Origin of the sequence: uncultured Pelagimonas sp., assembly GCF_947498515.1 — a bacterium.
Taxonomy (GTDB): Bacteria; Pseudomonadota; Alphaproteobacteria; order Rhodobacterales; family Rhodobacteraceae; genus Pelagimonas.
The window spans coordinates 91,470-113,202 of sequence record NZ_CANMKO010000002.1 but is presented as its reverse complement, the minus strand read 5'-3'; the positions used below and the strand labels follow the sequence as shown (position 1 = coordinate 113,202).

At 56.9% G+C, this 21,733-nt stretch carries 26 protein-coding genes; 20 read left to right on the top strand and 6 right to left on the bottom strand.

Annotation, left to right across the window (positions count from 1 at the left end):
* Position 1: 1 nt before the first annotated feature.
* The 16 genes from Q1A43_RS03960 (at position 2) to cysE (ending at position 12,250) form a co-directional block, all read left to right on the top strand.
* Complete coding sequence (locus Q1A43_RS03960; RefSeq protein WP_299933502.1) at positions 2–217, top strand: hypothetical protein; 216 nt, start codon at positions 2–4, stop codon at positions 215–217.
* Positions 218–240: 23 nt separating this feature from the next.
* Entirely contained in the window at positions 241–783 is a 543-nt protein-coding gene (locus Q1A43_RS03955; RefSeq protein ID WP_299932785.1) for an HK97 family phage prohead protease, read from the top strand.
* A 27-nt stretch (positions 784–810) separates the two neighbouring features.
* Positions 811–1,992 carry a phage major capsid protein gene (locus Q1A43_RS03950; RefSeq protein ID WP_299932782.1) on the top strand — a complete coding sequence of 394 codons (1,182 nt, stop codon included), beginning with the start codon at positions 811–813 and terminating at the stop codon, positions 1,990–1,992.
* Positions 1,993–2,153: 161 nt separating this feature from the next.
* The gene (locus Q1A43_RS03945; protein ID WP_299932779.1) at positions 2,154–2,747 is read left to right on the top strand and encodes a head-tail connector protein; all 594 of its coding nucleotides are present in this window, start codon (positions 2,154–2,156) and stop codon (positions 2,745–2,747) included.
* On the top strand, positions 2,744–3,082 hold the full coding sequence (locus Q1A43_RS03940; RefSeq protein WP_299932776.1) for a phage head closure protein: 339 nt from the start codon (positions 2,744–2,746) through the stop codon (positions 3,080–3,082). Before Q1A43_RS03945 ends, Q1A43_RS03940 begins: the two co-directional genes overlap by 4 nt.
* On the top strand, positions 3,079–3,486 hold the full coding sequence (locus Q1A43_RS03935; RefSeq protein WP_299932773.1) for a DUF3168 domain-containing protein: 408 nt from the start codon (positions 3,079–3,081) through the stop codon (positions 3,484–3,486). The genes Q1A43_RS03940 and Q1A43_RS03935 overlap by 4 nt, the downstream gene beginning before the upstream one ends.
* A gap of 25 nt (positions 3,487–3,511) precedes the next feature.
* A complete protein-coding gene (locus Q1A43_RS03930; RefSeq protein WP_299932770.1) occupies positions 3,512–3,934 on the top strand; it encodes a phage major tail protein, TP901-1 family in 423 nt (140 codons plus the stop codon).
* Complete coding sequence (locus tag Q1A43_RS03925; protein WP_299932767.1) at positions 3,934–4,266, top strand: gene transfer agent family protein; 333 nt, start codon at positions 3,934–3,936, stop codon at positions 4,264–4,266. The genes Q1A43_RS03930 and Q1A43_RS03925 overlap by 1 nt, the downstream gene beginning before the upstream one ends.
* Positions 4,253–4,471 carry a rcc01693 family protein gene (locus tag Q1A43_RS03920; protein WP_299932765.1) on the top strand — a complete coding sequence of 73 codons (219 nt, stop codon included), beginning with the start codon at positions 4,253–4,255 and terminating at the stop codon, positions 4,469–4,471. The genes Q1A43_RS03925 and Q1A43_RS03920 overlap by 14 nt, the downstream gene beginning before the upstream one ends.
* The gene (locus Q1A43_RS03915) at positions 4,464–5,126 is read left to right on the top strand and encodes a phage tail tape measure protein (protein WP_299932762.1); all 663 of its coding nucleotides are present in this window, start codon (positions 4,464–4,466) and stop codon (positions 5,124–5,126) included. Before Q1A43_RS03920 ends, Q1A43_RS03915 begins: the two co-directional genes overlap by 8 nt.
* A 12-nt stretch (positions 5,127–5,138) precedes the next feature.
* A complete protein-coding gene (locus Q1A43_RS03910; protein WP_299932760.1) occupies positions 5,139–5,771 on the top strand; it encodes a DUF2460 domain-containing protein in 633 nt (210 codons plus the stop codon).
* Entirely contained in the window at positions 5,771–6,658 is an 888-nt protein-coding gene (locus Q1A43_RS03905) for a DUF2163 domain-containing protein (protein ID WP_299932758.1), read from the top strand. Before Q1A43_RS03910 ends, Q1A43_RS03905 begins: the two co-directional genes overlap by 1 nt.
* The gene (locus Q1A43_RS03900; protein ID WP_299932755.1) at positions 6,655–7,089 is read left to right on the top strand and encodes an NlpC/P60 family protein; all 435 of its coding nucleotides are present in this window, start codon (positions 6,655–6,657) and stop codon (positions 7,087–7,089) included. Before Q1A43_RS03905 ends, Q1A43_RS03900 begins: the two co-directional genes overlap by 4 nt.
* Positions 7,089–11,036, top strand: coding sequence for a glycoside hydrolase/phage tail family protein (locus Q1A43_RS03895; protein ID WP_299932752.1), 3,948 nt, complete (start codon positions 7,089–7,091; stop codon positions 11,034–11,036). Before Q1A43_RS03900 ends, Q1A43_RS03895 begins: the two co-directional genes overlap by 1 nt.
* Positions 11,033–11,326: a hypothetical protein gene (locus tag Q1A43_RS03890; protein ID WP_299932749.1), complete on the top strand. Its 294-nt coding sequence runs from the start codon at positions 11,033–11,035 to the stop codon at positions 11,324–11,326. The genes Q1A43_RS03895 and Q1A43_RS03890 overlap by 4 nt, the downstream gene beginning before the upstream one ends.
* A 114-nt stretch (positions 11,327–11,440) precedes the next feature.
* Positions 11,441–12,250, top strand: coding sequence for a serine O-acetyltransferase (gene cysE / locus Q1A43_RS03885; RefSeq protein ID WP_299927529.1), 810 nt, complete (start codon positions 11,441–11,443; stop codon positions 12,248–12,250).
* A 65-nt stretch (positions 12,251–12,315) separates the two neighbouring features.
* On the opposite strand, the gene Q1A43_RS03880 is transcribed toward cysE, so the two are convergent.
* The 5 genes from Q1A43_RS03880 to Q1A43_RS03860 all read right to left on the bottom strand — a co-directional run bounded on the left by Q1A43_RS03880 (position 12,316) and on the right by Q1A43_RS03860 (position 16,988).
* Entirely contained in the window at positions 12,316–13,632 is a 1,317-nt protein-coding gene (locus Q1A43_RS03880; RefSeq protein WP_299932747.1) for a pyruvate dehydrogenase complex dihydrolipoamide acetyltransferase, read from the bottom strand.
* A 76-nt stretch (positions 13,633–13,708) separates the two neighbouring features.
* Positions 13,709–15,091, bottom strand: a complete 1,383-nt coding sequence (locus Q1A43_RS03875; RefSeq protein ID WP_299932744.1) for a pyruvate dehydrogenase complex E1 component subunit beta — start codon at positions 15,089–15,091, stop codon at positions 13,709–13,711.
* Positions 15,091–15,483: a VOC family protein gene (locus Q1A43_RS03870; RefSeq protein ID WP_299932741.1), complete on the bottom strand. Its 393-nt coding sequence runs from the start codon at positions 15,481–15,483 to the stop codon at positions 15,091–15,093. Before Q1A43_RS03870 ends, Q1A43_RS03875 begins: the two co-directional genes overlap by 1 nt.
* A 1-nt stretch (position 15,484) precedes the next feature.
* Entirely contained in the window at positions 15,485–16,480 is a 996-nt protein-coding gene (pdhA, locus tag Q1A43_RS03865; RefSeq protein WP_299932738.1) for a pyruvate dehydrogenase (acetyl-transferring) E1 component subunit alpha, read from the bottom strand.
* 205 nt (positions 16,481–16,685) lie between these two features.
* Positions 16,686–16,988: a septum formation initiator family protein gene (locus tag Q1A43_RS03860; RefSeq protein ID WP_299927514.1), complete on the bottom strand. Its 303-nt coding sequence runs from the start codon at positions 16,986–16,988 to the stop codon at positions 16,686–16,688.
* 142 nt (positions 16,989–17,130) lie between these two features.
* Here Q1A43_RS03860 and Q1A43_RS03855 point away from each other — a divergent pair, with 142 nt between their 5' ends.
* Positions 17,131–18,159: an alpha/beta fold hydrolase gene (locus Q1A43_RS03855; protein WP_299932735.1), complete on the top strand. Its 1,029-nt coding sequence runs from the start codon at positions 17,131–17,133 to the stop codon at positions 18,157–18,159.
* Between the two features lie 64 nt (positions 18,160–18,223).
* Here the strand turns inward: Q1A43_RS03855 and Q1A43_RS03850 are convergent, their stop codons facing one another.
* Positions 18,224–19,411: a phosphoglycerate kinase gene (locus Q1A43_RS03850; protein ID WP_299932732.1), complete on the bottom strand. Its 1,188-nt coding sequence runs from the start codon at positions 19,409–19,411 to the stop codon at positions 18,224–18,226.
* Positions 19,412–19,531: 120 nt separating this feature from the next.
* Between Q1A43_RS03850 and Q1A43_RS03845 the strand changes: the two genes are divergently transcribed.
* From Q1A43_RS03845 to Q1A43_RS03835, 3 genes are all read left to right on the top strand, one after another.
* Positions 19,532–20,041, top strand: a complete 510-nt coding sequence (locus Q1A43_RS03845) for a peptidylprolyl isomerase (protein ID WP_299927506.1) — start codon at positions 19,532–19,534, stop codon at positions 20,039–20,041.
* Complete coding sequence (locus Q1A43_RS03840; protein WP_299932730.1) at positions 20,034–20,579, top strand: peptidylprolyl isomerase; 546 nt, start codon at positions 20,034–20,036, stop codon at positions 20,577–20,579. The genes Q1A43_RS03845 and Q1A43_RS03840 overlap by 8 nt, the downstream gene beginning before the upstream one ends.
* A 190-nt stretch (positions 20,580–20,769) precedes the next feature.
* Positions 20,770–21,732 (top strand): DUF3179 domain-containing protein, encoded by a 963-nt coding sequence (locus Q1A43_RS03835; RefSeq protein WP_299932727.1) that lies wholly within the window; start codon positions 20,770–20,772, stop codon positions 21,730–21,732.
* Position 21,733 lies beyond the last annotated feature (1 nt).

Sequence of the window (21,733 nt, the reverse complement as noted above, 5' to 3'; positions counted from 1 at the left end):
AATGCGTGCAAAGGAACCCTTTGCCTGCGCGCCGGCCTTGCGGCTGGAAGCCCATGAAAGGGTTAGCAAACTTCATATCGACGCGCTGAACGACAAGTTTTCGCGCATCGAGATGTTGATGGAACGATTGGAAAAGCGCCTGTGGCTCACGGTTTACGGGGTGGCTGGGGTGATCCTTGCCGAGGCTTTCCAAGGCTTGATGCATACCGCGCAATAAGCGCGCCATTGAAAGGACGGAACATGGATCTGGAACACAAGTTCTGCCGCTTTGACGCGGAGATCACTGTGGTCGAAGGCACCAAGATTGAGGGCTATGCCTCGCTCTTTGGGGCCTGTGATCAGGGCGGTGATGTGGTGAGCAAAGGGGCCTATGCCCGCTCACTCAAAAAGCTGGAATCGGACAATCGCGCAGTCAAAATGCTTTGGCAGCATGACCCGGCCCAACCGATCGGGATTTGGGACGAGGTGCGCGAAGATGAACGCGGCCTTTATGTCAAAGGCCGGTTGCTGGACAGCGTTGAAAAGGGCCGCGAGGCCGCAGCGTTGATCGAAGCGGGTGCGATTGACGGGTTGTCGATCGGCTACCGCACCGTGAAAGCGGCAAAGAATGACAAGGGCCAGCGGCTCTTGAACGAACTGGAGCTTTGGGAAGTGTCGCTTGTGACCTTCCCGATGCTACCCAGTGCCCGAGTGGCGGCCAAGGCTGAAGAGCTGGACGTCGATCATTGGGGTGACTTGGCGGACGTCATTGAAGACGCCCGCCGTAACCTGGCGGGCGACTGAGCCACGCCACTCATGAGGAACACGCACATGAGTACAGCCGAGACCAAGTCTCGGACCGGGGAAGATATGCCTCCGGTCGCCCGGGTGAGTGCCGCAATGGCGGGACTGATTGGGGATTTCAAGGCCTTACAGGCCGACCTTCAAGAGAAGCTTCATAAACAGGAAGAGCGACTGACCATGCTTGATCATAAATCTGCCGTAGCGGCACGCCCCGCACTGTCGACCCACGCAGAGGTTGACGCCCCACACCAGAAAGCCTTTGACGCATATCTGCGTTCAGGTGAAGACGACGGCCTGCGCGGCCTGGAGCTTGAAGGCAAGGCCATGTCCTCGGCGGTCAACTCCGATGGTGGTTACCTTGTTGATCCAGTGACCGCAGAGTCGATCAAATCAACCCTTGCCTCTACTGCGTCGATCCGTGCGATTTCGAACGTTGTGAACGTTGAAGCAACGTCGTTTGATGTTCTGATCGACCAGAATGACACTGGTGCCGGTTGGGCCGACGAAGTGTCCGCCTCGGCTGAGACTGGTACGCCGACCATCGAGCGTATTTCGATCCCGCTCTATGAGCTGAACGCGATGCCAAAGATCTCTCAGCGTTTGCTGGACGATAGCGCCTTTAACGTCGAAGAATGGCTTGCGGGCCGTATCTCTGACAAGTTTGCGCGTGCTGAAGCATCTGCCTTTGTGTCCGGCGATGGTATCGACAAGCCACGTGGTTTCCTAAACCACACGGCCGTTGAAAACGAGACATGGAGCTGGGGCAACCTTGGCTATGTTGAAACCGATCTGACCCCAGATTTGGGCAATGGCGACACGATTATCGACCTCGTCTATGCACTGGGTGCCGAATATCGTGCCAACGCGACCTTTGTCATGAACTCCAAGACCGCTGGTGCGCTGCGCAAGCTGAAGGATCAGGATGGTCGTCATCTGTGGGCAGACGGTTTGGCGGCTGCTGAACCTGCGCGCCTTCTGGGCTACCCGGTTCTGATTTCCGAGGACATGCCAGATATTGGTGCCTCTGAAACTCCGATCGCCTTTGGTGATTTTGGTGCAGGTTACACCATTGCCGAACGCCCTGACTTGCGTGTTCTGCGTGACCCGTTCAGCGCCAAGCCTCACGTTCTGTTCTATGCGTCCAAACGTGTTGGTGGCGACGTAAGCGACTTTGCAGCCATCAAACTGCTGCGCTGCGCTGACGTCTAAGTCGGCAGCATCGAGATGAGAGGCGGGGGCAGGTCCTGCCTCTCACAGGGCGCGCGCAGCCGATGGTGTCCAGCAGTCCCCCTCCGCCCGTGCAGCGTGGGCGGCGCGCGCCCGTCACCATACGGGGACAGGGGAAGGCCAAGGGATTTCGGAGATAAAACATGATGTTGGTGGAAGAAACTCAGGTGCCCGATGCGGCCCTTCCAATCGAGGCGCTGACGCGTCATTTGCGACTGGGCAGCGGGTTTGCAGAAGATGATTTGCAAGATTCTGTGTTGGCCTCGTTCTTACGCGCGTCAATGGCCGCAATCGAAGCGCGAACAGGCAAAGCGTTAATCACGCGTGGATTTGTTGTGACCTTTGCACAGTGGCGCAATGCCCAAGCGCAAGGATTGCCGGTTGCGCCAATCCAATCGATTTCGGACGTGACCTATGTGGATCGTTTTGGAGCCACAACCACGTTGGATGCGTCGGCCTACCGTCTGCAAAAGGACAATTTCGAGCCGAAACTAAAATCAACATCAACGGCTCTACCCGCAATACCGAGCGAAGGTGCTGTTGAGATCAGATTTGACGCAGGTTTTGGCCCGGCTTTTGAAGACGTTCCAAGTGATCTTGCACAGGCGGTTCTGTTGCTTGCTGCACATTACTACGAATACCGCGATGAAACGGCGTTGAGCCAAGGCTGTATGCCCTTTGGTGTCACCAGCTTGATTGCGCGTTACCGTCTGGTGCGGGTGGGGACGGGCGCATGAAACGGCCCAACCTAAACAGAGAACTTGCGCTCGAGGCTCTGCAACGAACAGCTGATGGTGCCGGTGGTTTTACCGAGGCATGGCAACAGCTTGGAACGCTTTGGGCCGAAGTACAGCCGCGGAGCGGACGGTTGGCCGAAGGGGATGCTGGCGCGGTGTCGGTAACGGGATTTCGGTTCGTTGTGCGTGGAGCCCCAGACGGGCATTCGGCGCGCCCGGTCGCTGGTCAACGGTTTCTCATGGGCAATCGGATTTTCCGGATCGAAGCGGTGACCGAAGCCGAGCCAAAGGGCTTCTACTTGAATTGTCATTGCGAAGAGGAGTTGGCGGTATGAGTTATGCATTATCTGGCCCCCTGCAAACCGCAGTTTTTGCAGAGCTTCAGTCCAGTGTGACGTTGGACAATTTGGTGGGCGACAACATCTTTGACGCTTTGCCAATCGGATCTTTGCCTCAGACCTATGTGGCCATCGGCCCGGAAACGGCAACCGAAGCAGGTGACGGAACGGATGACGGGGCCTGGCACGAGTTTGTGGTGTCAGTTGTCACAGAAACCGCTGGCTTTTTGACCGCCAAACAGGCCGCTGGAGCCATCAGCGACACCTTGCATGAGGCAGATTTGGCCCTGAGCCGAGGCCGATTGGTTGGCCTGTGGTTCCGCAAGGCCAAAGCAACACGCGAAACCGGCGGCATTCGTCGGATCGATCTCACGTTCCGCGCACGCGTGGAAGATAATTGACCCTTTTCAAAACGGAGTAGTAGCTATGGGTGCTCAGAACGGCAAAGACCTTTTGGTCAAAGTGGACCTGTCTGGTGACGGTCAATTCGAAACAATGGCAGGCCTACGCGCAACCCGCGTCAGCTTTAACGCCGAACAGGTCGACGTGACCACGTTGGAAAGCCAAGGTGGCTGGCGCGAGCTGTTGGCCGGGGCTGGTGTGAAATCCGCCAATATCTCGGGCTCTGGTGTCTTTAAGGACGCCCAGACCGACGAACGGGCGCGTCAGATCTTTTTCGACGGTGAAACACCGGACTTTCAGGTGATCATTCCCGATTTTGGAACCGTCGAAGGTGCGTTCCAAGTGTCCAGCATCGAATATTCGGGATCGCATAACGGTGAGGCGACCTACGAAGTCTCCATGGCGTCGGCTGGTGAGCTCAGCTTTATTGCGGTGCCGGAGCTGTAATGGGCAATCCGTGGCGGGGGGAAGTGGCGCTGACCATTGATGGTGAGCGTCACAACATGCGGCTGACACTTGGCGCTTTGGCCGAGTTGGAAGCCGGGCTGGACAGCGGATCGCTGGTGGAACTGGTGCAACGGTTCGAACAGGGCGGTTTCAGCACGCGTGACGTGCTGGCGCTCATTGTGGCCGGGCTGCGGGGCGGCGGATGGCAGGGGCAGGCCAAAGACCTGCTCAATGCCGAAATTGCTGGTGGTCCTATGGCGGCCACACGCGCAGCGGCCGAACTTTTGGCCCGCGCCTTCATGTTGCCGGAGCAGGCGGATGAAGGGGTTTGATTGGCCAGAGCTCATGCGAGCGGGGATGCGCGGGCTTGGCCTGCGCCCCCAGGAATTTTGGGATCTGACCCCGGCAGAGTTGCAATTGATGTTGGGTGAGGGTGACGGCGGAAAACCGATGGGACGATCACGGCTTGATGAGCTGATGGATGCGTTTCCGGATGATGCCCCGTCTGTGAACAAGGAGATGCTTCGAGATGGCTGAGAGTGAGATGATGGATGACCTGCAAGCGCAGGTTGATGCTTTGGAAAGCTCGATTGGCGGGGCGATTGATGTGGCGGCGCAGTTCGATCAGGAAATGCGAAAAGTTCACCAAAGTTTTGACACCGCCGGGCAGGGTGCCAGCCGGCTTGAACGCTCTTTGAGCTCAGGTGTGACCAAGGCGATTGATGGCGTTGTTCTTGACGGTGGAAAACTGTCGGATGCGCTACGTACGGTGGCCAATTCGATGATTGACGTGGCTTGGAAAGCCGCCGTCAAGCCGATGGCGAACCATATCAGTGGCATGATCGCCAATGGGGCCTCGGCCATGTTTGGCTCGTATTCGCCTTTTGCGGATGGCGGGAGTTTTTCGCAAGGGCGTGTCATGCCCTTTGCAAATGGCGGTGTCGTCAATGGGCCGGTGACCTTTCCGATGCGTGGCGGCATGGGACTAATGGGCGAAGCGGGCCCCGAGGCGATCATGCCCTTGGCGCGTGGCCCCGATGGCAAGCTTGGTGTGCGCGGCGGTGGCGGGGGCAGCCCGGTCAATGTCGTGATGAATATTCAAACCCCTGACGCCCAGGGGTTCCAACGCAGCCAGTCGCAGATTGCCGCTCAGATGAGCCGGGCACTGGGACGTGGCGCACGCAATCGGTGATCGGAGGGTACTATGTCGTTTCATGAAATTCGTTTCCCGGCGGACCTGAGCTTTGGATCCGTTGGTGGGCCTGAGCGCCGTACCGATATCGTTCAGCTGACCAGTGGCCACGAAGAACGCAACACGCCTTGGGCACATTCACGTCGCCGTTATGATGCCGGTTTGGGGCTACGGTCGTTGGATGATGTCGAAGCTTTGATCGCCTTTTTTGAGGCGCGTCAGGGTCAGTTGTTTGGTTTTCGTTGGAAAGACTGGGCTGATTTCAAATCCTGCGCTCCGTCGAAACGGATTGGGACTGGTGATCAGATCATTGCTCATGGCGATGGTGTGAGGCGGGATTTCCAGCTGATCAAAAACTATACGTCCGGCGGGGCGACCTATGCGCGTCCAATCACCAAACCTGTGGCAGGGTCCGTGGTTGCGGCTGTTCAAGATGTTGAGCGTCGTGAAAGCGTGCATTTTGAAATTGATACCGACACCGGGATCATCACCTTTGATGAAATCCCGCTGGCTGGTGTCGAGATCAGTGCCGGTTTCGAATTTGATGTGCCTGTGCGCTTTGACACCGATCGTATCAACGTATCGGTGGCGAGTTTTCGCGCCGGCCAGGTTCCGGATGTACCGGTTGTGGAGGTTCGGGTCTGATGTCGGGAGCAGAAGCACTTCATGCGCATTTGCAAGATGGGGTTGGGTCGGTTTGTCGGGCTTGGGCCGTTATCCGTAAGGATGGTACCAAATTTGGTTTCACCGACCACGACCGTGCGCTTGCCTTTGATGGCTATGAGTTCAAGGCCGATACAGGGTTGTCGGCCAAGGCCCTGCAACAGGCAACCGGGTTGTCGGTGGACAATACCGAAGCCATGGGCGCGCTGAGCGATGCAGCTATTCGTGAAGAGGATATTGCTGCTGGTCGTTTTGACGGCGCAGAGGTAATTGCCTGGTTGGTGAACTGGTCAGACGTCACGGCGCGGCGGATCATGTTTCGCGGCACAATTGGCGAGTTGCGTCGTGGCGGCGGGGCGTTTCACGCAGAGTTGCGCGGGTTAACCGAAGCCCTTGGCCGCCCGATTGGGCGCGTCTACCAAAAACCGTGTTCGGCGGTTTTGGGTGGGCGTGGCTGTCGCTTTGATCTCGACACGCCGGGTTACTTTCTTGAGGCTCCTGTTGCGCAGGTCGAGGATAACCGGGTATTTTCCTTTGAGGGCGCAACTGAATTTGAAACCGACTGGTTTCAACGTGGCCGCCTTGATGTCATTTCCGGTGCGGCCAAGGGATTATCCGGTTCAATCAAGCGGGATCGGCTGACGGGGACCGGTCATCGTGACCTTGAAATCTGGGAACCTTTGCGCGCCACTATCGAACCCGGTGACATCATTCGGATTAGCGCGGGCTGTGATAAACGGATGGAAACTTGCCGTTTGAAATTTAACAATTTGTTGAATTTTCAAGGGTTTCCGGACATTCCCGAAGAGGACTGGGTCACCGTTTACCCCACACATGCCAAAAAGCAAAACGGGGGCAGCCGGAGATGACTTGTGTGGTTGAGGCTGCGCGCGGCTGGATCGGTACGCCTTATGTGCACCAAACATCGCGCAAAGGGGCGGGCACTGATTGCCTTGGTCTGTTGCGCGGTGTGTGGCGCGAGGTGATCGGATCGGAACCCGAAAAGGTTCCGGCCTATAGCATGGACTGGTCTGAACCTCAGGGTGATGAGCGTTTGTGGCGTGCGGCCATGCGGCATTTGCAGCCCAAACCACGAGACGACGCGGCCCCCGGTGATATCCTATTGTTTCGCATGCGCGAAGGCGCAGTTGCGAAACATATCGGCATTCAGGCCGAAACAGGGGCGGGGGCCTCATTCATACATGCCTATAGCGGGCATGGGGTGATCGAAAGCGCGCTTGGCGCGTCCTGGGAACGGCGCATCGTCGCGCGGTTTGCCCTACCATTGGAGATCGAGTGATGGCGACTATCCTTCTTTCAGCTGCAGGGGCAGCACTTGGCAGTTCTATGGGTGGATCTCTTTTGGGATTGTCCATGACTGCTGTTGGCCGTTTTATTGGGGCTTCTGTCGGCCGGTCTTTGGATCAGCGATTGCTGGGACAAGGGTCTGACGCCATTGAAATGGGCAAAATCGAACGGTTCCGCCTAAGCGGTGCCGGTGACGGGGCCCCAATCGCACAGGTCTATGGCCGGATGCGCGTTGGCGGTCATGTTATTTGGGCAACCGAGTTCAAAGAACACGTCAAGAAATCTGGCGGAGGCGGCAAAGGCGGCCCGCCCAACCCCAAGGTCAAATCTTACAGTTATTCCATTAGCCTAGGGATCGCCCTGTGCGAGGGGGAAATCACTGGCATCAATCGCGTGTGGGCGGATGGGTCTGAGGTTGCTCTCAAAGACCTCAATATGCGTGTCTACTATGGCACCGATGATCAAATGCCTGATCCAACGATAGAAGCCATCGAAGGGGCGGGGCAGGTGCCAGCCTATCGTGGGACGGCATATGTCGTGATGGAAAACCTGCATCTGGCGAGTTTCGGCAACCGTGTTCCCCAGTTCAGCTTTGAGGTCACACGTCCAGAGCTTCGAGATAGTGAAGAGGTTCCCCAAGCGATCAAAGGGGTCGCGATGATTCCGGGAACCGGCGAATACTCTTTGGCGACCGATCCGGTATACCTGACCTATTACAAATATGAGCTGCCCGAGGAGGTCTTGGGGGGGATGACTATTGCGTCCAGCCGCAAGGTGACAAACGTCAATTCGCCCTCCGAAGAACCCGATTTCAATACATCGCTAAACCAACTGCGCGATGAGCTTCCAAATTGTGGAGCAGCGTCGCTGGTTGTGAGCTGGTTTGGCAATGACTTGCGCTGTGGGTCCTGTGAAATCCAACCCAAAGTCGAACAGATCGAGTTCGATTCCGAAAAAATGCCTTGGGTGGTCAGCGGGTTAGACCGTGCATCGGCGCAAGTCGTTCCAGAAGAGGGTGGCCGTGTTGTCTATGGGGGCACGCCGGCAGATGCTAGCGTGATCCAAGCGATCCGCCGCATGTCCTCGCAGGGCCTCAAGGTCATGTACTACCCCTTCATTTTGATGGACCAGATGGGGGACAACACTTTGGTTGACCCGTGGACCGGCGGAACCGGGCAGCCCAAGCTGCCTTGGCGCGGACGGATCACCACAAGTCTTGCCCCCGGTCAGGACGGCTCTCCTGATTTGACCGCAGCAGCAGACGCAGAGGTGGCAAGCTTCTTTGGCACCGTGTCGGCGTCTGATTTCTCCGTTTCGGGTGATGGGGTGACGTACTCAGGCCCAGAGGAATGGTCCTATCGTCGATTTGTACTTCACCAAGCGGCGCTTTGTGCGGCGGCAGGTGATGTGGCGTCGTTTTGCATCGGTTCGGAAATGCGCGCCTTGACGCAAATTCGCGGGGCGGCTGGTTTCCCGGCGGTTGAACAGTTAAAACTGTTGGCTGCTGAGTGCCGCCAAATCCTTGGGCCAGATGTGAAAATCGGCTATGCGGCGGATTGGTCTGAATATTTCGGCTACCACCCGCAGGATGGCTCGGGCGACTTGTATTTCCATCTCGATCCGCTTTGGAGCGACGAGGCCATCGATTTCATTGGGATCGACAACTACATGCCTATCGCGGATTGGCGTGACGGGGATGATCATGCTGATGCGGAGTGGGGGAATACCTACAACGTCGATTACCTGCGCGCCAATATTGAAGGCGGTGAAGGGTATGATTGGTATTACTCCTCAGCCGAAGGGCGCGAGGCGCAAAACCGCAAAGCAATCACCGATGGGGAACATAACGAACCCTGGGTGTGGCGCTACAAGGATATCCGCAATTGGTGGGGCAACAGGCATCACGAACGTCGTGCCGGTGTACGCGATGACACGCCCACCGATTGGGAGCCACAGTCAAAGCCGATCTGGTTTACCGAATTGGGCTGTGCGGCGGTGAACAAAGGGGCCAACCAGCCCAACAAGTTCCTTGATCCAAAATCGTCTGAATCGTCCTTGCCGCATTTTTCCAATGGTTTGCGGGATGAGGCCATGCAGCGGCAATACCTGCGCGCCATGATGGGCTATTGGTCGGATGAAGCCAACAATCCACAATCCGAGGTCTATGATGGCCCGATGTTGGACATGGACAATGCCTATGTCTGGGCATGGGATGCGCGGCCATTCCCGTGGTTCCCCGGCAATAGTGAGCTTTGGTCTGATGGGGCAAATTACCGTCGTGGCCATTGGTTGAATGGACGGGCCTCGGCTCGGTCTTTGGCATCAGTTGTTCAGGAGCTTTGTAACCGGGCGGGTGTAACGCATATCGATACAAGCCAACTCTATGGCGTTGTTCGTGGCTTTGTTGAACCCAATGTCACGGATGCGCGGCGCTCGCTTCAGGCCCTGATGTTAGCCCACGGGTTTGATGCAATCGAACGCGACGGCATGTTGATTTTCCGGATGCGGGATGGGCTCAAAGCCATTGATATCAATCACGAAGACCTTGCGTTGAGTGATGAAGTCGATGGCGACCTGACCGAAGTGCGCGCCGGTGAGGCTGAAATGGCGGGGCGTGTACGTGTGCGCTTTATCGAGGCCGACGGCGATCATCAGGTGGCCGCCGAAGAGGCGATCTTGCCCGATGATGAAACCCATGCGGTCGCGGAAACCGAGCTGGCCCTGACCATGACACGTGGTGAAGGGTTGCAAACTGCGGAGCGTTGGCTTGCCGAAGGGCGGGTCGGGCGTGACACGTTGCGCTTTGCCTTGCCGCCCTCCAAACTACAGCTTGGGGCCGGTGACATCGTGCGTATCCCATCGAAATCGGGGCCAACTTTGGCGCGGATCGACCGGGTGGATGTGATGGATCATCAGATCGTGGATGCGGTTCGGATCGAGCCGGATGTCTATCAACCGTCCGATTACACCGATGATGCCGCGGCTATACGGCCGTACGAGGCCGCTGTTCCGGTCACGCCGATCTTTATGGATCTCCCGTTGATGAGCGGAGACGAAGTCGAGCATGCGCCGCATCTGGCGCTGACTGCTGAACCTTGGCCGGGATCGGCGGCGATTTATGACTCGGCAACGGATGCGGATTACGAACTCAACAGCATCATTGCGGCGCAATCCGTTGTTGGCGTGACCCAAACCCCGCTGTTCGCGGCGCAATCCGGGTTGATCGACCATGGCTCAGCCCTTGAGGTTCAACTGTTGTCGGGGGCGTTGCAATCGGTGAGCGATGAGGCCCTTTTGGCCGGGGGCAACCTTATGGCGATCGGCGACGGTAGCCCGGGCAATTGGGAGCTCTTCCAGTTTCGCGATGCTGAGCTTTTGTCCGAAGACAGGTGGCTTTTGTCACACCGATTGCGTGGACAGGCAGGCACTGACGGGGTGATGCCAGAGTTCTGGCCACAAGGTGCGCTTGTCGTCTTGCTAGATGGTGCTCCGGCGCAAATCGCTTTGGCGGCGGCGCAACGTCGAGTGTCGCGTCACTACAGGGTTGGGCCGGCGCGCCGCTCCTTTGACGATGATACCTATATACATCAAGAGATTGCTTTTGATGGGATTGGGTTGCGCCCCTATAGCCCGGCGCATCTTGTCGCCAGTGAGGTTTCCGGTGACCTAGATGTGTCGTGGATCAGACGGACGCGCATTGATGGCGACGGCTGGGACAGCTTTGAGGTGCCATTGGGTGAAGACACTGAATCCTATTTGGTTCGTGTTCAACAGGGCGAAACCGTTATCCGCGAGGCACAGGTGTCGTCGCCAATCTGGTCCTATGCGGCCTCGCAACAGGTTTCGGATGGTTTGACGGGTGAGTATCAGATTGCCGTGGCGCAAGTGTCGGCGCGATATGGGCCCGGGCCATTTGCCTCGGTCACGTGTCAGTCATGAGACCGGTTCTTCCCGGTGATATAAGCGCGGCGGCGAGGGCTTTGTTGCCCGTGCCGTCGGGCGCGCGGGCCCGTTTGGCAAATCTGTTGGTTAAAGAGGCAGCAGCCGCTGATTGCTATCGCAAACGGTTTCGCAAAGCCCATGCACAATGGGGCAATGGGACATTGATGTCTGCGGCAATGATGCGGCCATTGGCCCGTGAACCCCGGCTTGATGATCGGGACTATTTGGAATGTCAGTTTTTAGTGTTTGAGGCGCTATTTAAACGAGGCCAAAGCCCCGTTTCGTAACCACAGCTTACAAAAGACATTTCAAATTGTACTTTGTGAACAGTGTGATCACGGATTTGCGTTTCGCATCGGAGGCACTATCTGTTATTCTGCCTAGGTCAAAGGAGATCACTGATGGCAGAGAGACGCGCAAAACTGGCGGAAATTGATCCGGTCTGGGCCCGGATCATGCGAGAAGCCGAAGAAGCGGTGGCCGAAGAGCCATTGCTAGGTGGATTAATCCACTATTCGGTTTTGCACCATCCAACATTGGAGCGGGCGCTCAGCTACCGTGTGTCGCTCAAGCTTGCCAATGGCGAGATGTCTGAGCAGATCGTTCGCGAGATATGTGACGAAGCCTATAATTCGGAACCCGACCTTGCTATGGCGGCGCGCGCCGATATCACCGCAACCTTCGAACGCGACCCGGCCTGTCATCGGTTCTTGCAACCCTTGTTGTTTTTCAAAGGGTTCCAAGCCATTCAAGCCCATCGCATCGCCAATTGGCTCTGGAAAGAAGGGCGCAAGGACCTGTCCTACTTCTTCCAAATGCGCTGTTCCGAAGTCTTTGGGATCGACATTCATCCGGCCGCAACCATTGGCCGGGGAATTATGATCGACCACGCGCATTCGATTGTGATCGGTGAAACCGCTGTTGTGGGTGACAACGTGTCGATGTTGCATTCGGTGACATTGGGCGGGACCGGTAAGGAAGAAGAAGATCGACATCCAAAGATCGGCAACGGCGTCTTGATTGGTGCCGGGGCCAAAGTCTTGGGCAATATCCGTGTTGGCCATTGTTCGCGCGTGGCGGCGGGATCGGTTGTTTTAGAGGAAGTACCGCCTTGCACAACCGTTGCTGGTGTTCCGGCGCGGATTGTCGGCAAGGCAGGCTGTGATCAGCCATCGGTCGAAATGGACCAGTTACTCCACGACAAAGGTTAAGGCACTAGGATTAAAATTGGAAAAGGCCGGCCAGATGTGACCGGCCTTTTTGATTTTCTAACCTGTTAAGCCAACATCATCATCGGATTTTCGAGATTGTCGACAATGGCTTGCAGCAGCTCGGCCCCGAGCGCTCCGTCAATCACCCGGTGATCGACGCTTAGAGTGACCGACATCACAGTCGCGACGGCCAAAGCCCCATCTTCGTTGACCACCGGCTTTTTGACACCGGCACCAACCGCAAGAATGGCCCCATGGGGCGGGTTTATCACCGCGTCAAAGTTTTCAATGCCCATCATGCCAAGGTTGGAAATCGCGAAACTGCCGCCTTGGTATTCATGCGGAGCCAGTTTGCGATCGCGAGCACGCGCGGCAAGGTCTTTCATCTCGGCGGAGAGGGCCGAGAGCGATTTTTGATCGGCGTCTTGAAGAACAGGGGTGAACAAGCCACCCTCGATAGCGACGGCAACCGCCACGTCTGACGGGGTGAGTTGCAGGATTTTGTCACCGGCCCAAACTGAATTGGCGGCGGGCACCTGTTGCAAGGCGTTGGCGCAGGCTTTGATGATGAAATCATTGACGCTGAGTTTAATGTTCCGCGCCGCCAATTGCTTGTTGAGTTGGCTGCGGAATGCCAGCAACGCATCCAACTTGATGTCCCGACGCAGATAGAAATGCGGAATGCTTTGCTTGGCTTCGGTGAGACGCGCCGCGATGGTCTTGCGCATTCCATCCAAGGGGATTTCGGTAACCTCGCGGGTTTCATACATGCGGCTGACTGCATCGCTGGATGGACCGGAGGACAATGCAGGTTTTGTCGCCGGTGCGAGAGACGCGGAAGCTGTTGCAGCTTGAGGGGCCGGGGCAGCCGCAACCGGTGAGGCGGTGGCCGCTTCTACATCGGCTTTGACGATACGACCCCGTGGGCCAGAGCCGGTGATTTGGGTAAGATCCAAGCCCTTTTGCGCGGCGATCCGGCGGGCCAAAGGCGAGGCAAAGACGCGGGTACCTGTGTGTTGCGGGGCAGGGGCGGCGGCTTGGTCGGAGCTCCCTACGGGTGCCGCCTCCACAGCCGCGGCAGGAGGCGATGCCTCTGCCGGCGCTTGTGGCGCGGCTGTGCTCATGTCGGCGGCGGTTTCACCCTCTTCGAGCAGAACCGCAATCGGCGTGTTAACCGCGATTTCGGCGCTGCCATCGGCCACAAGGATTTTGCCAATCACCCCTTCGTCGACCGCTTCAAATTCCATCGTCGCTTTGTCGGTTTCGATTTCGGCGATCACATCACCGGATTGCACGCTGTCACCTTCGTTGACCAGCCATTTGGCCAAGGTGCCCTCTTCCATAGTGGGGGACAGGGCGGGCATGAGGATTTCAATGGGCATGGGCGGCTCCTGATTTGGGGCGGAAGCGAGGGGCCAGCCCCTCGCGCTCCCCGGAGTTTAGCGGGCGAGATGAAGGTTAACGGTAGGTGACCTGCTTTACGGCGGCGACCACCTCGTCCGAGGTGATCAGGGCATGTTTTTCCAGATTGGCCGCGTAAGGCATCGGAACGTCTTTGCCGGTGCAATTGATCACCGGAGCGTCGAGGTAGTCAAAGGCCTGTTCCATCAGCACAGCAGAGATATGATTGCCGATTGATCCAACCGGGAATCCCTCTTCGACGGTGACGCAGCGATTGGTTTTCTGGACGCTGGCGATCACGGTGTCGGTATCGAGAGGGCGCAGGGTGCGCAGGTCAATGACTTCGGCGCTGATACCTTGCTCGGCTAATTTATCGGCGGCTTCGAGTGTGTGGGCCATGCCGATCCCAAAGCTTACCAAGGTGACGTCAGTCCCTTCGCGCCACACGCGCGCCTTGCCAAAGGGCACAGTATAATCGTCGATTAGTGGAACATCGAAACTGCGACCATAGAGGATTTCGTTTTCGAGGAAGATCACCGGATTGGGATCGCGGATAGCAGATTTCAGTAGGCCTTTGGCGTCGGACGCCGAGTAGGGCATCACAACCTTGAGGCCGGGGATATGCGCATACCAAGCGGCGTAGTCTTGCGAATGTTGCGCGCCAACGCGGGCGGCGGCACCGTTTGGACCGCGAAACACGATGGGACAGCCCATTTGACCACCAGACATATAGAGCGTCTTGGCGGCGGAATTTATAATCTGGTCAATGGCTTGCATGGCGAAGTTGAAGGTCATGAATTCAACTATGGGGCGCAACCCACCAAAAGCAGCGCCGACACCAATACCGGCAAATCCGTGTTCGGTGATTGGTGTGTCGATGACCCGTTTGGAGCCAAATTCATCCAAAAGGCCTTGGCTGATCTTGTAAGCGCCTTGGTATTCGCCGACCTCTTCGCCCATCAAAAACACGTCACCATCGCCGCGCATTTCTTCGGCCATGGCATCGCGCAGCGCTTCGCGGACGGTTTGCTTTTTGGTTTTTGTGCCCTCGGGCCAAGGAGGTGTCGCCTTGACGGGGGCAAGGGGGGCGGTGTTGCCAGAGTTCGCCAAAGAGCCCCCGGCGGGGGCCGCTTCTGCAACCGCGGCTGCCGGTTGGGGAACCTGCGTGGTTGCTGCAGAGGCCGCCGGGACATCCTCACCCTCTTCGACCAGAATGGCGATGGCGGTGTTAACCTTGACGTCGGCAGTGCCCTCGGCGATCAGAATCTTGCCAATCACCCCTTCATCGACCGCTTCGAATTCCATCGTCGCTTTGTCGGTTTCGATCTCGGCCATGATGTCGCCGGATTGGACTGTATCACCTTCTTTGACCAACCATTTGGCCAAGGTGCCTTCTTCCATGGTCGGAGACAGGGCGGGCATCAGAATTTCGGTAGCCATTAGACTGTGTCTCCTGCAACTTGGGTGATCATGCCAACAATATTTCCTTGGCCATCTTCGACATAGGCGCAGCGGCCAATGCCGGGGAAGTCGGTCGGCGGTAGGGCTTCGGCCCCGCCATTGGCAAGCGCCCAATGGTAGCGATCATCGCAATCGGCGACCTCGAACGTCATCGTTCCACCGCGCACTGGGCTGCCGGGTTCTGGGCCAGCGCCCATGCGGGCCATCACGCCACCAGTCACGCCCTTGTCCATACCAATGTCGGAGCCCTCAATCAGGTGATAACCAACCTCTTCGCCGCCGGGCATTGCGCTGAATGTCCAGCCAAACAGGCCTGCGTAAAACTTTTTCGCCGCTTCGACATCGGCTGCATGTATCTCAAAATGCGGCATATCAAACCTCGGCGTAGATGTCGGTCCACAGCTCTTCGAGCGGTGGTTCCGGGCTTTCGCGGGCAAAATCGGCAGAGGCGCTGACCACCGCTTTGATATCTTTGTCGATCGTTTTCAGATCGTCCTCGGTGGCGTGTTTGCCGGTCAACAACAGGTCGCGCACATGATCAATCGGGTCGCGCTCTTCGCGCATTTTCTGGACCTCTTCGCGGGTGCGGTATTTGGCCGGATCCGACATGGAATGACCGCGATAGCGATAGGTTTTGATCTCAAGAATATAGGGGCCTTTGCCGGCGCGACAGTGTTTGACTGCCTTTTCACCCGCCGCTTTAACCGCCAGCACATCCATGCCGTCGACAACCTCACCTTTAATACCAAAGGCTTCGCCTCGGGTGTATAATTCCGGGGTCGACGTGGAACGTTTTTGCGCCGTTCCCATGGCGTATTGGTTGTTTTCAATGACAAAAATCACCGGAAGGTCCCAAAGCGCGGCCATGTTGAAGGCTTCATAAACCTGACCCTGATTGGCGGCCCCATCGCCGAAATAGGTGAAGGTCACGCGGCCGTTGTCTTTGTATTTATCGGCAAAGGCGAGACCCGCGCCAAGCGGAACCTGTGCGCCAACAATACCGTGGCCGCCGTAGAAATGCTTTTCCTTGGAGAACATGTGCATCGAGCCGCCCTTACCTTTGGACAACCCGCCAATTCGCCCGGTCAATTCGGCCATAACGCCGCCGGGTTCCATGCCACAGGCCAGCATATGACCATGATCGCGGTAGGATGTGATGCGTTTGTCACCCTCTTCGGCAGCGGCCTCAAGCCCGACAACAACGGCCTCTTGCCCGATGTAGAGGTGACAGAACCCACCAATCAGCCCCATGCCATAAAGCTGACCAGCTTTTTCTTCGAACCGACGGATCAGCAGCATGTCCTTGTAATAAGCCAAGAGCTCATCAGCGGACACATTGGGCTTGGCAGTTGTTTTGCGCGCGGCCATGGCCGTCTCCTCCCCAATAGAATGTTTAACGTTAAACCAGTTTAGGTTCAGGTTGCCGTGACCGTAGCGTGGCAAAGCCTGCGCGTAAAGTGGCCGCGCAACAATAATGCGCGGCGGAATGGCTCAGATTGCACATAATAACATGAGGGAGTTGAAAAACGTTGCCATGACTGTGACATGAGCCATGACCGATGCTGGCCAAGGGTTAATTAACGACGATCTCGTCGCTCCGAACCAACCCCAAGACATCGCGTGCTTGTTGATCGAGAAGATCAAGGTCAAGGAACTCATCCGAAAGGCGCAGGGTCAGATTTTCCATCCGGGCAACTTCGGCGCGCAGCTCTTCGACTTCGCGTTCAAGCTTTTCACCCTCGACCGTGATTTCCGCACGACGAAACAGTCCAAAATCACCCTGCACAGCAGCAAAGGTGAAGTAAGCTGACAAGCTCAGCGTCACTGCGAAAAAGATCAGAACGCCAAAAGAGGGGCGCGCGGTGCGGATTGTCATTCAGAACTGCCCTAGATCACATCTCTTGACTGGATGCGTGCAATGGTTGTGGCACAAGCCACGCAAGGGGAAAAGAGAGTGATTTCGCTCGGTACGAATCGGTTTGAAAACCGTTGCATTCCTGCCAAACCTTTGACCGACTGTGTTAACTCTTGCGAATGGGTGGAAAAGCATTTTGATCCGGGTTCTTGTCTTTTTTATTGTTTCGGTTTCGCTTGTCGGCTGCGCGCCGCGTGGGGCCTTTAATTTTGACGACGAAAAACTGACGCAAGAGCAGGCGGTTGTGCAGCCGATTTTTGTGGCGACCAACCGACGCAAATCCGAAGTCACAACACAGGGGCTTTTTCGTCAGGAATTTGGGGATATTCGCAACGCCGAGGTGCGGTTTGCGCGAATGGACATCTCCATACCTGCCTCGCATCAATTGGGGCGGATCGAATGGCCGGGCTATGCCAAACCGGACCCGAACAAGCATTTTGTTGTGCAAAATCAGCAAGCATACGACGGATCAGCGGCGTTTATGGCGGCGGTGAATGCCCGCGAAAATCATGAAGACGTCTTTGTTTTTGTACATGGTTTTAACGTGAACACCGCCGAGGCGATCTATCGCTTGGCCCAGGTTGCCCATGATTATCAGGCACGTATACCGGTGATTGCGTTTTCGTGGCCCTCCGCGGGGAGCGCGCAGGGCTATGCCTACGACCGCGATAGTGTGATGTTTTCGCGCGATGGGTTGGAAGAGCTGCTGACGCTTTTGTCAAAACGCAAACGTCGGGTTTATTTGATCGCGCATTCCATGGGCAGCCATTTGGTGATGGAAACATTGCGCCAGATGTCGATTTCCGGGAACAAACGCGGGCTTGAACAGTTGGCGGCGGTCGCGCTGATCAGCCCGGACATTGACGAAGACGTGTTCAAGCAGCAGGCCCGGCGCATCGATCCATTGCCCAAACCCTTTACCTTGATGGTTTCGCAAAAGGACCGCGCCCTTGATCTTGCTGCGTTTTTGACCGGCAAACCAAACCGGCTGGGCTCGATCCCATCGGCCGAAAGCCTTGATGGGTTGCCCATTAGCGTGATTGATCTAAGCGCTATTGAGGGCGGCGATGGGGCAGGGCATGCCACGGCCTTTACCTCGCCTGAGGCGATCGAACAGCTTAGAAACTGGTAAGTTTTGGCAAAGAAAACCGCCGCCCTCGGCTGAGAGCGGCGGTTCGAACTGTGTCGGTGGTTGCTTAGCTGAGCGCCGCAACTCCGGGCAATTCCTTTCCTTCCATCCATTCAAGGAAAGCGCCACCCGCTGTTGAAATATACGAGAAATCAACCGCCGCATCCGCCTTGTTGAGCGCGGCAACAGTGTCACCACCACCAGCGACCGAGATCAGCTTGCCCGCTTCGCTGCGTTCAGCCGCAAATTTCGCGGCGGCATTGGTTGCGGTGTCAAAGGGGGCAATTTCAAAGGCACCCAAAGGACCGTTCCAGATCAAGGTCTTGGCCTTTTCAATGGCGGCATGAACCGCTTTGACTGCTTCGGGTCCAGCGTCCAAAATCATCGCATCGGCGGGGCAGGCAGTGTTGGCGACAACTTCATTGGCCGCACCTTCTTTGAACTCGCGGGCAACAACAACGTCAACGGGAAGGATAATCTCGCAACCCGCATCCTTGGCTTTGGTCAGAATGTCGCGCGCGGTGTCGGCCATTTCATGTTCGCAAAGTGACTTGCCTACATCAATGCCTTGGGCGGCGAGGAAGGTGTTGGCCATGCCACCACCAATCACCAGCATATCAACCTTGGCCACCAGATTGCCGAGCAATTCCAGTTTGGTTGACACTTTCGCGCCACCCACAACCGCTAAGACCGGACGTTCCGGCGTGCCAAGCGCGCTTTCGAGTGCAGACAACTCAGCCTGCATCAAACGACCGGCACAGGCGGGCAACAAGCGGGCCAGACCTTCGGTTGAGGCATGGGCACGGTGGGCGGCCGAAAAGGCGTCATTGCAATAGACATCGCCAAGTTTGGCCATCTCAGCGGCCAAATCTGCATCATTTTTGGTCTCTCCTGCATGAAAACGGGTGTTTTCAAGCAAGGCAACCTGACCGTCCTGCAACGCATCAACAACCGTTGCCGCCGCCGGACCAACGCAATCCGCCGCAAAGACCACCGGGGCACCAAAGACGGCTTCTAGCGCCGGAATAAGCGGTTGAAGGCTCATATCCATGTTACGCTCGCCTTTGGGGCGACCAAAATGCGCCAACAAAATCGGCTTGCCACCGCGATCAAGAATATCCTGAACCGTGGCTGCGATCCGTTCAATGCGGGTCGTGTCGGTGACTTTGCCGTCTTCGACGGGTACGTTGATATCCACGCGCGTCAATACGCGCTTACCCGCCAGATCCATGTCGTCGAGGGTTTTCCAGGCCATGATATTGCTCCCAAACCAATTGGCGTTTGTCTGCCCCTTTCCGGCGCAGAGGTCAACGTCTGCTTGGCATTGTCGCGCAAGCGGGCTAGGTCAGGGGCAGACTTTTTTACGGAGAGAGACATGGCTGAGATCAAGGATCCGGAAAACACCATCCTGATGGAGCTTAAAGGCGGAACCGTCACCATCGAATTGCTGCCCGATGTGGCCCCAAAACACGTTGAGCGTATGAAAGAGCTTGCGCGCTCTGGTGCTTATGACGGTGTTGCGTTCCACCGCGTGATTGATGGGTTCATGGCCCAGACCGGCGACGTGGCCCATGGCAACATGGATAGCGACGACTACCAACCGCGCCGCTGTGGCACCGGTGGGTCCGAGCTTCCGGATGTGCCAGCCGAATTTTCCAAGATCCCCCATGCGCGTGGGTCTTTGGGCGCGGCGCGTTCGGCAAACCCGAACTCGGCCAACTCGCAGTTTTTCATCAACTTCAAAGACAATGATTTCCTGAACGGTCAATACACCGTTTACGGTCAGGTCACATCGGGCATGGAGCATGTGGACGCCATCGTAAAAGGAGAGCCACCTGCGAACCCCGACAAGATGATCAGCGTCAAGGTGGCCGCAGATGCGTAAGTTTGCCTTTGTTTTGGCATTGCTGGGCGCACCAGCCTATGCCAGCGGTCTGAAGATCGAAGTTGCTGGCGAAGCCAATGGCGTGATCGAAATCGACCTTCTCGAAGATGTGGCCCCCGGTCACGTCACCCAGATCACGTCCCTTGCTGCGGATGGTAAATACGATGGCGTGGTGTTTCACCGCGTGATCGAAGGCTTTATGGCGCAAACCGGCGATGTCAAATTTGGCGTACCGGGTGGTGATATGCGCATGGCGGGAATGGGCGGGTCTGACCTCCCTGATCTCAAAGCGGAATTTTCGGATATCAGCTTTGAGCGCGGCGTGGTCGGCATGGCCCGCTCACAAGACCCAAATAGCGCCAATTCGCAGTTCTTCATCATGTTTGCGCCGGGCACTTTCCTTGACGGTCAATATACCGTTGTGGGCAAAGTGACTTCTGGCTTGGATGTGTTGGACGCGATCAAACGTGGCGAGGGCCGCAATGGGTCCGTGATTGGTGAGCCGGACCGTATGGAAAAGGTCACTGTTATCGATTGATCCTGTTCGCAGGGTTTCGCTTGAGGGGCGCGCCAAATGGCGCGCTCTTTTTGGTTTTTACTCAGGCCGTAAAGGCCCTGGGGGCCAACCCCCAGACCCCGTTGCAGTGATTTGACAGCGGGTCACAACTTCGTATGGGCTCTGGGCAGGTTGGGTTTGCGGTGGCATGATCCCCAAAGGAGGACCCGTCATGCGTTTCATTGCTGCCCTTATGATTTGTTTTTTGACTACCACGGCCAATGCTGACCCAAAGTTTTGGAAGAATGAGTGGCCCAATACCGATTTTGACAATACCTCAGTGCCGAACTGGGTTGAAATCATGTCCGGCGGTCCGCCCAAAGATGGCATTCCGGCGCTCAGTGATCCTCAGTTTTTTACGGCCGATAAAGAGACCTCGATAGGGGGCGCAGAGCCGGTAATCACCGTTGAGATCGATGGCCAGCGCCCGCGCGCCTATCCGATCCGTTATTTGACGTGGCATGAGATCGTCAACGATCAGATTGGTGGCGTTCCGGTGGCGGTGACCTTTTGCCCCTTGTGCAATTCCGGCCTGACATTTGATCGTCGGGTTCAGGGGCGGGTGTTGACCTTTGGCGTGTCGGGCAAGCTGCGCAACTCCGACATGGTGATGTATGACCGCGAAACCGAGAGCTGGTGGCAACAGGCGATTGGCACCGGGATTGTCGGCGAGATGACCGGAGTCGAGTTAAAACAACTGCCAAGCTGGATGGAAAGCTGGGATCAATACAAGGCGCGCCATCCCGAAGGCTTGGTCATGGGCGAACCGGCTTGGAATCGGGCCTATGGCCGCAATCCGTATCAGGGGTATGACCGGTCTCATCGCCCGTTCCTGTATTCAGGTGAAATGCCGCCTCATGGTATCCCGCCGTTGATGCGGGTGGTGCGCGTTGGCGACCGGGCTTGGCCGATGGATCGCTTGGCGAGCGAAGGCAAGGTATCAGAGGCCGGTGTCACCTTGTCGTGGCAAACCGGACAGGCCTCGGCCCTTGATCATGGTGTAATCGCCAAAGGGCGTGATGTTGGCTCGGTTCGGGTCAAAGACAAGCAGGGGCGTGACCTGCCTCATGATGTGATGTTTGCTTTTGCCTTCCACGCCTTTTGGCCGAACGGCGAATGGATGCGTGGCAAGTGAC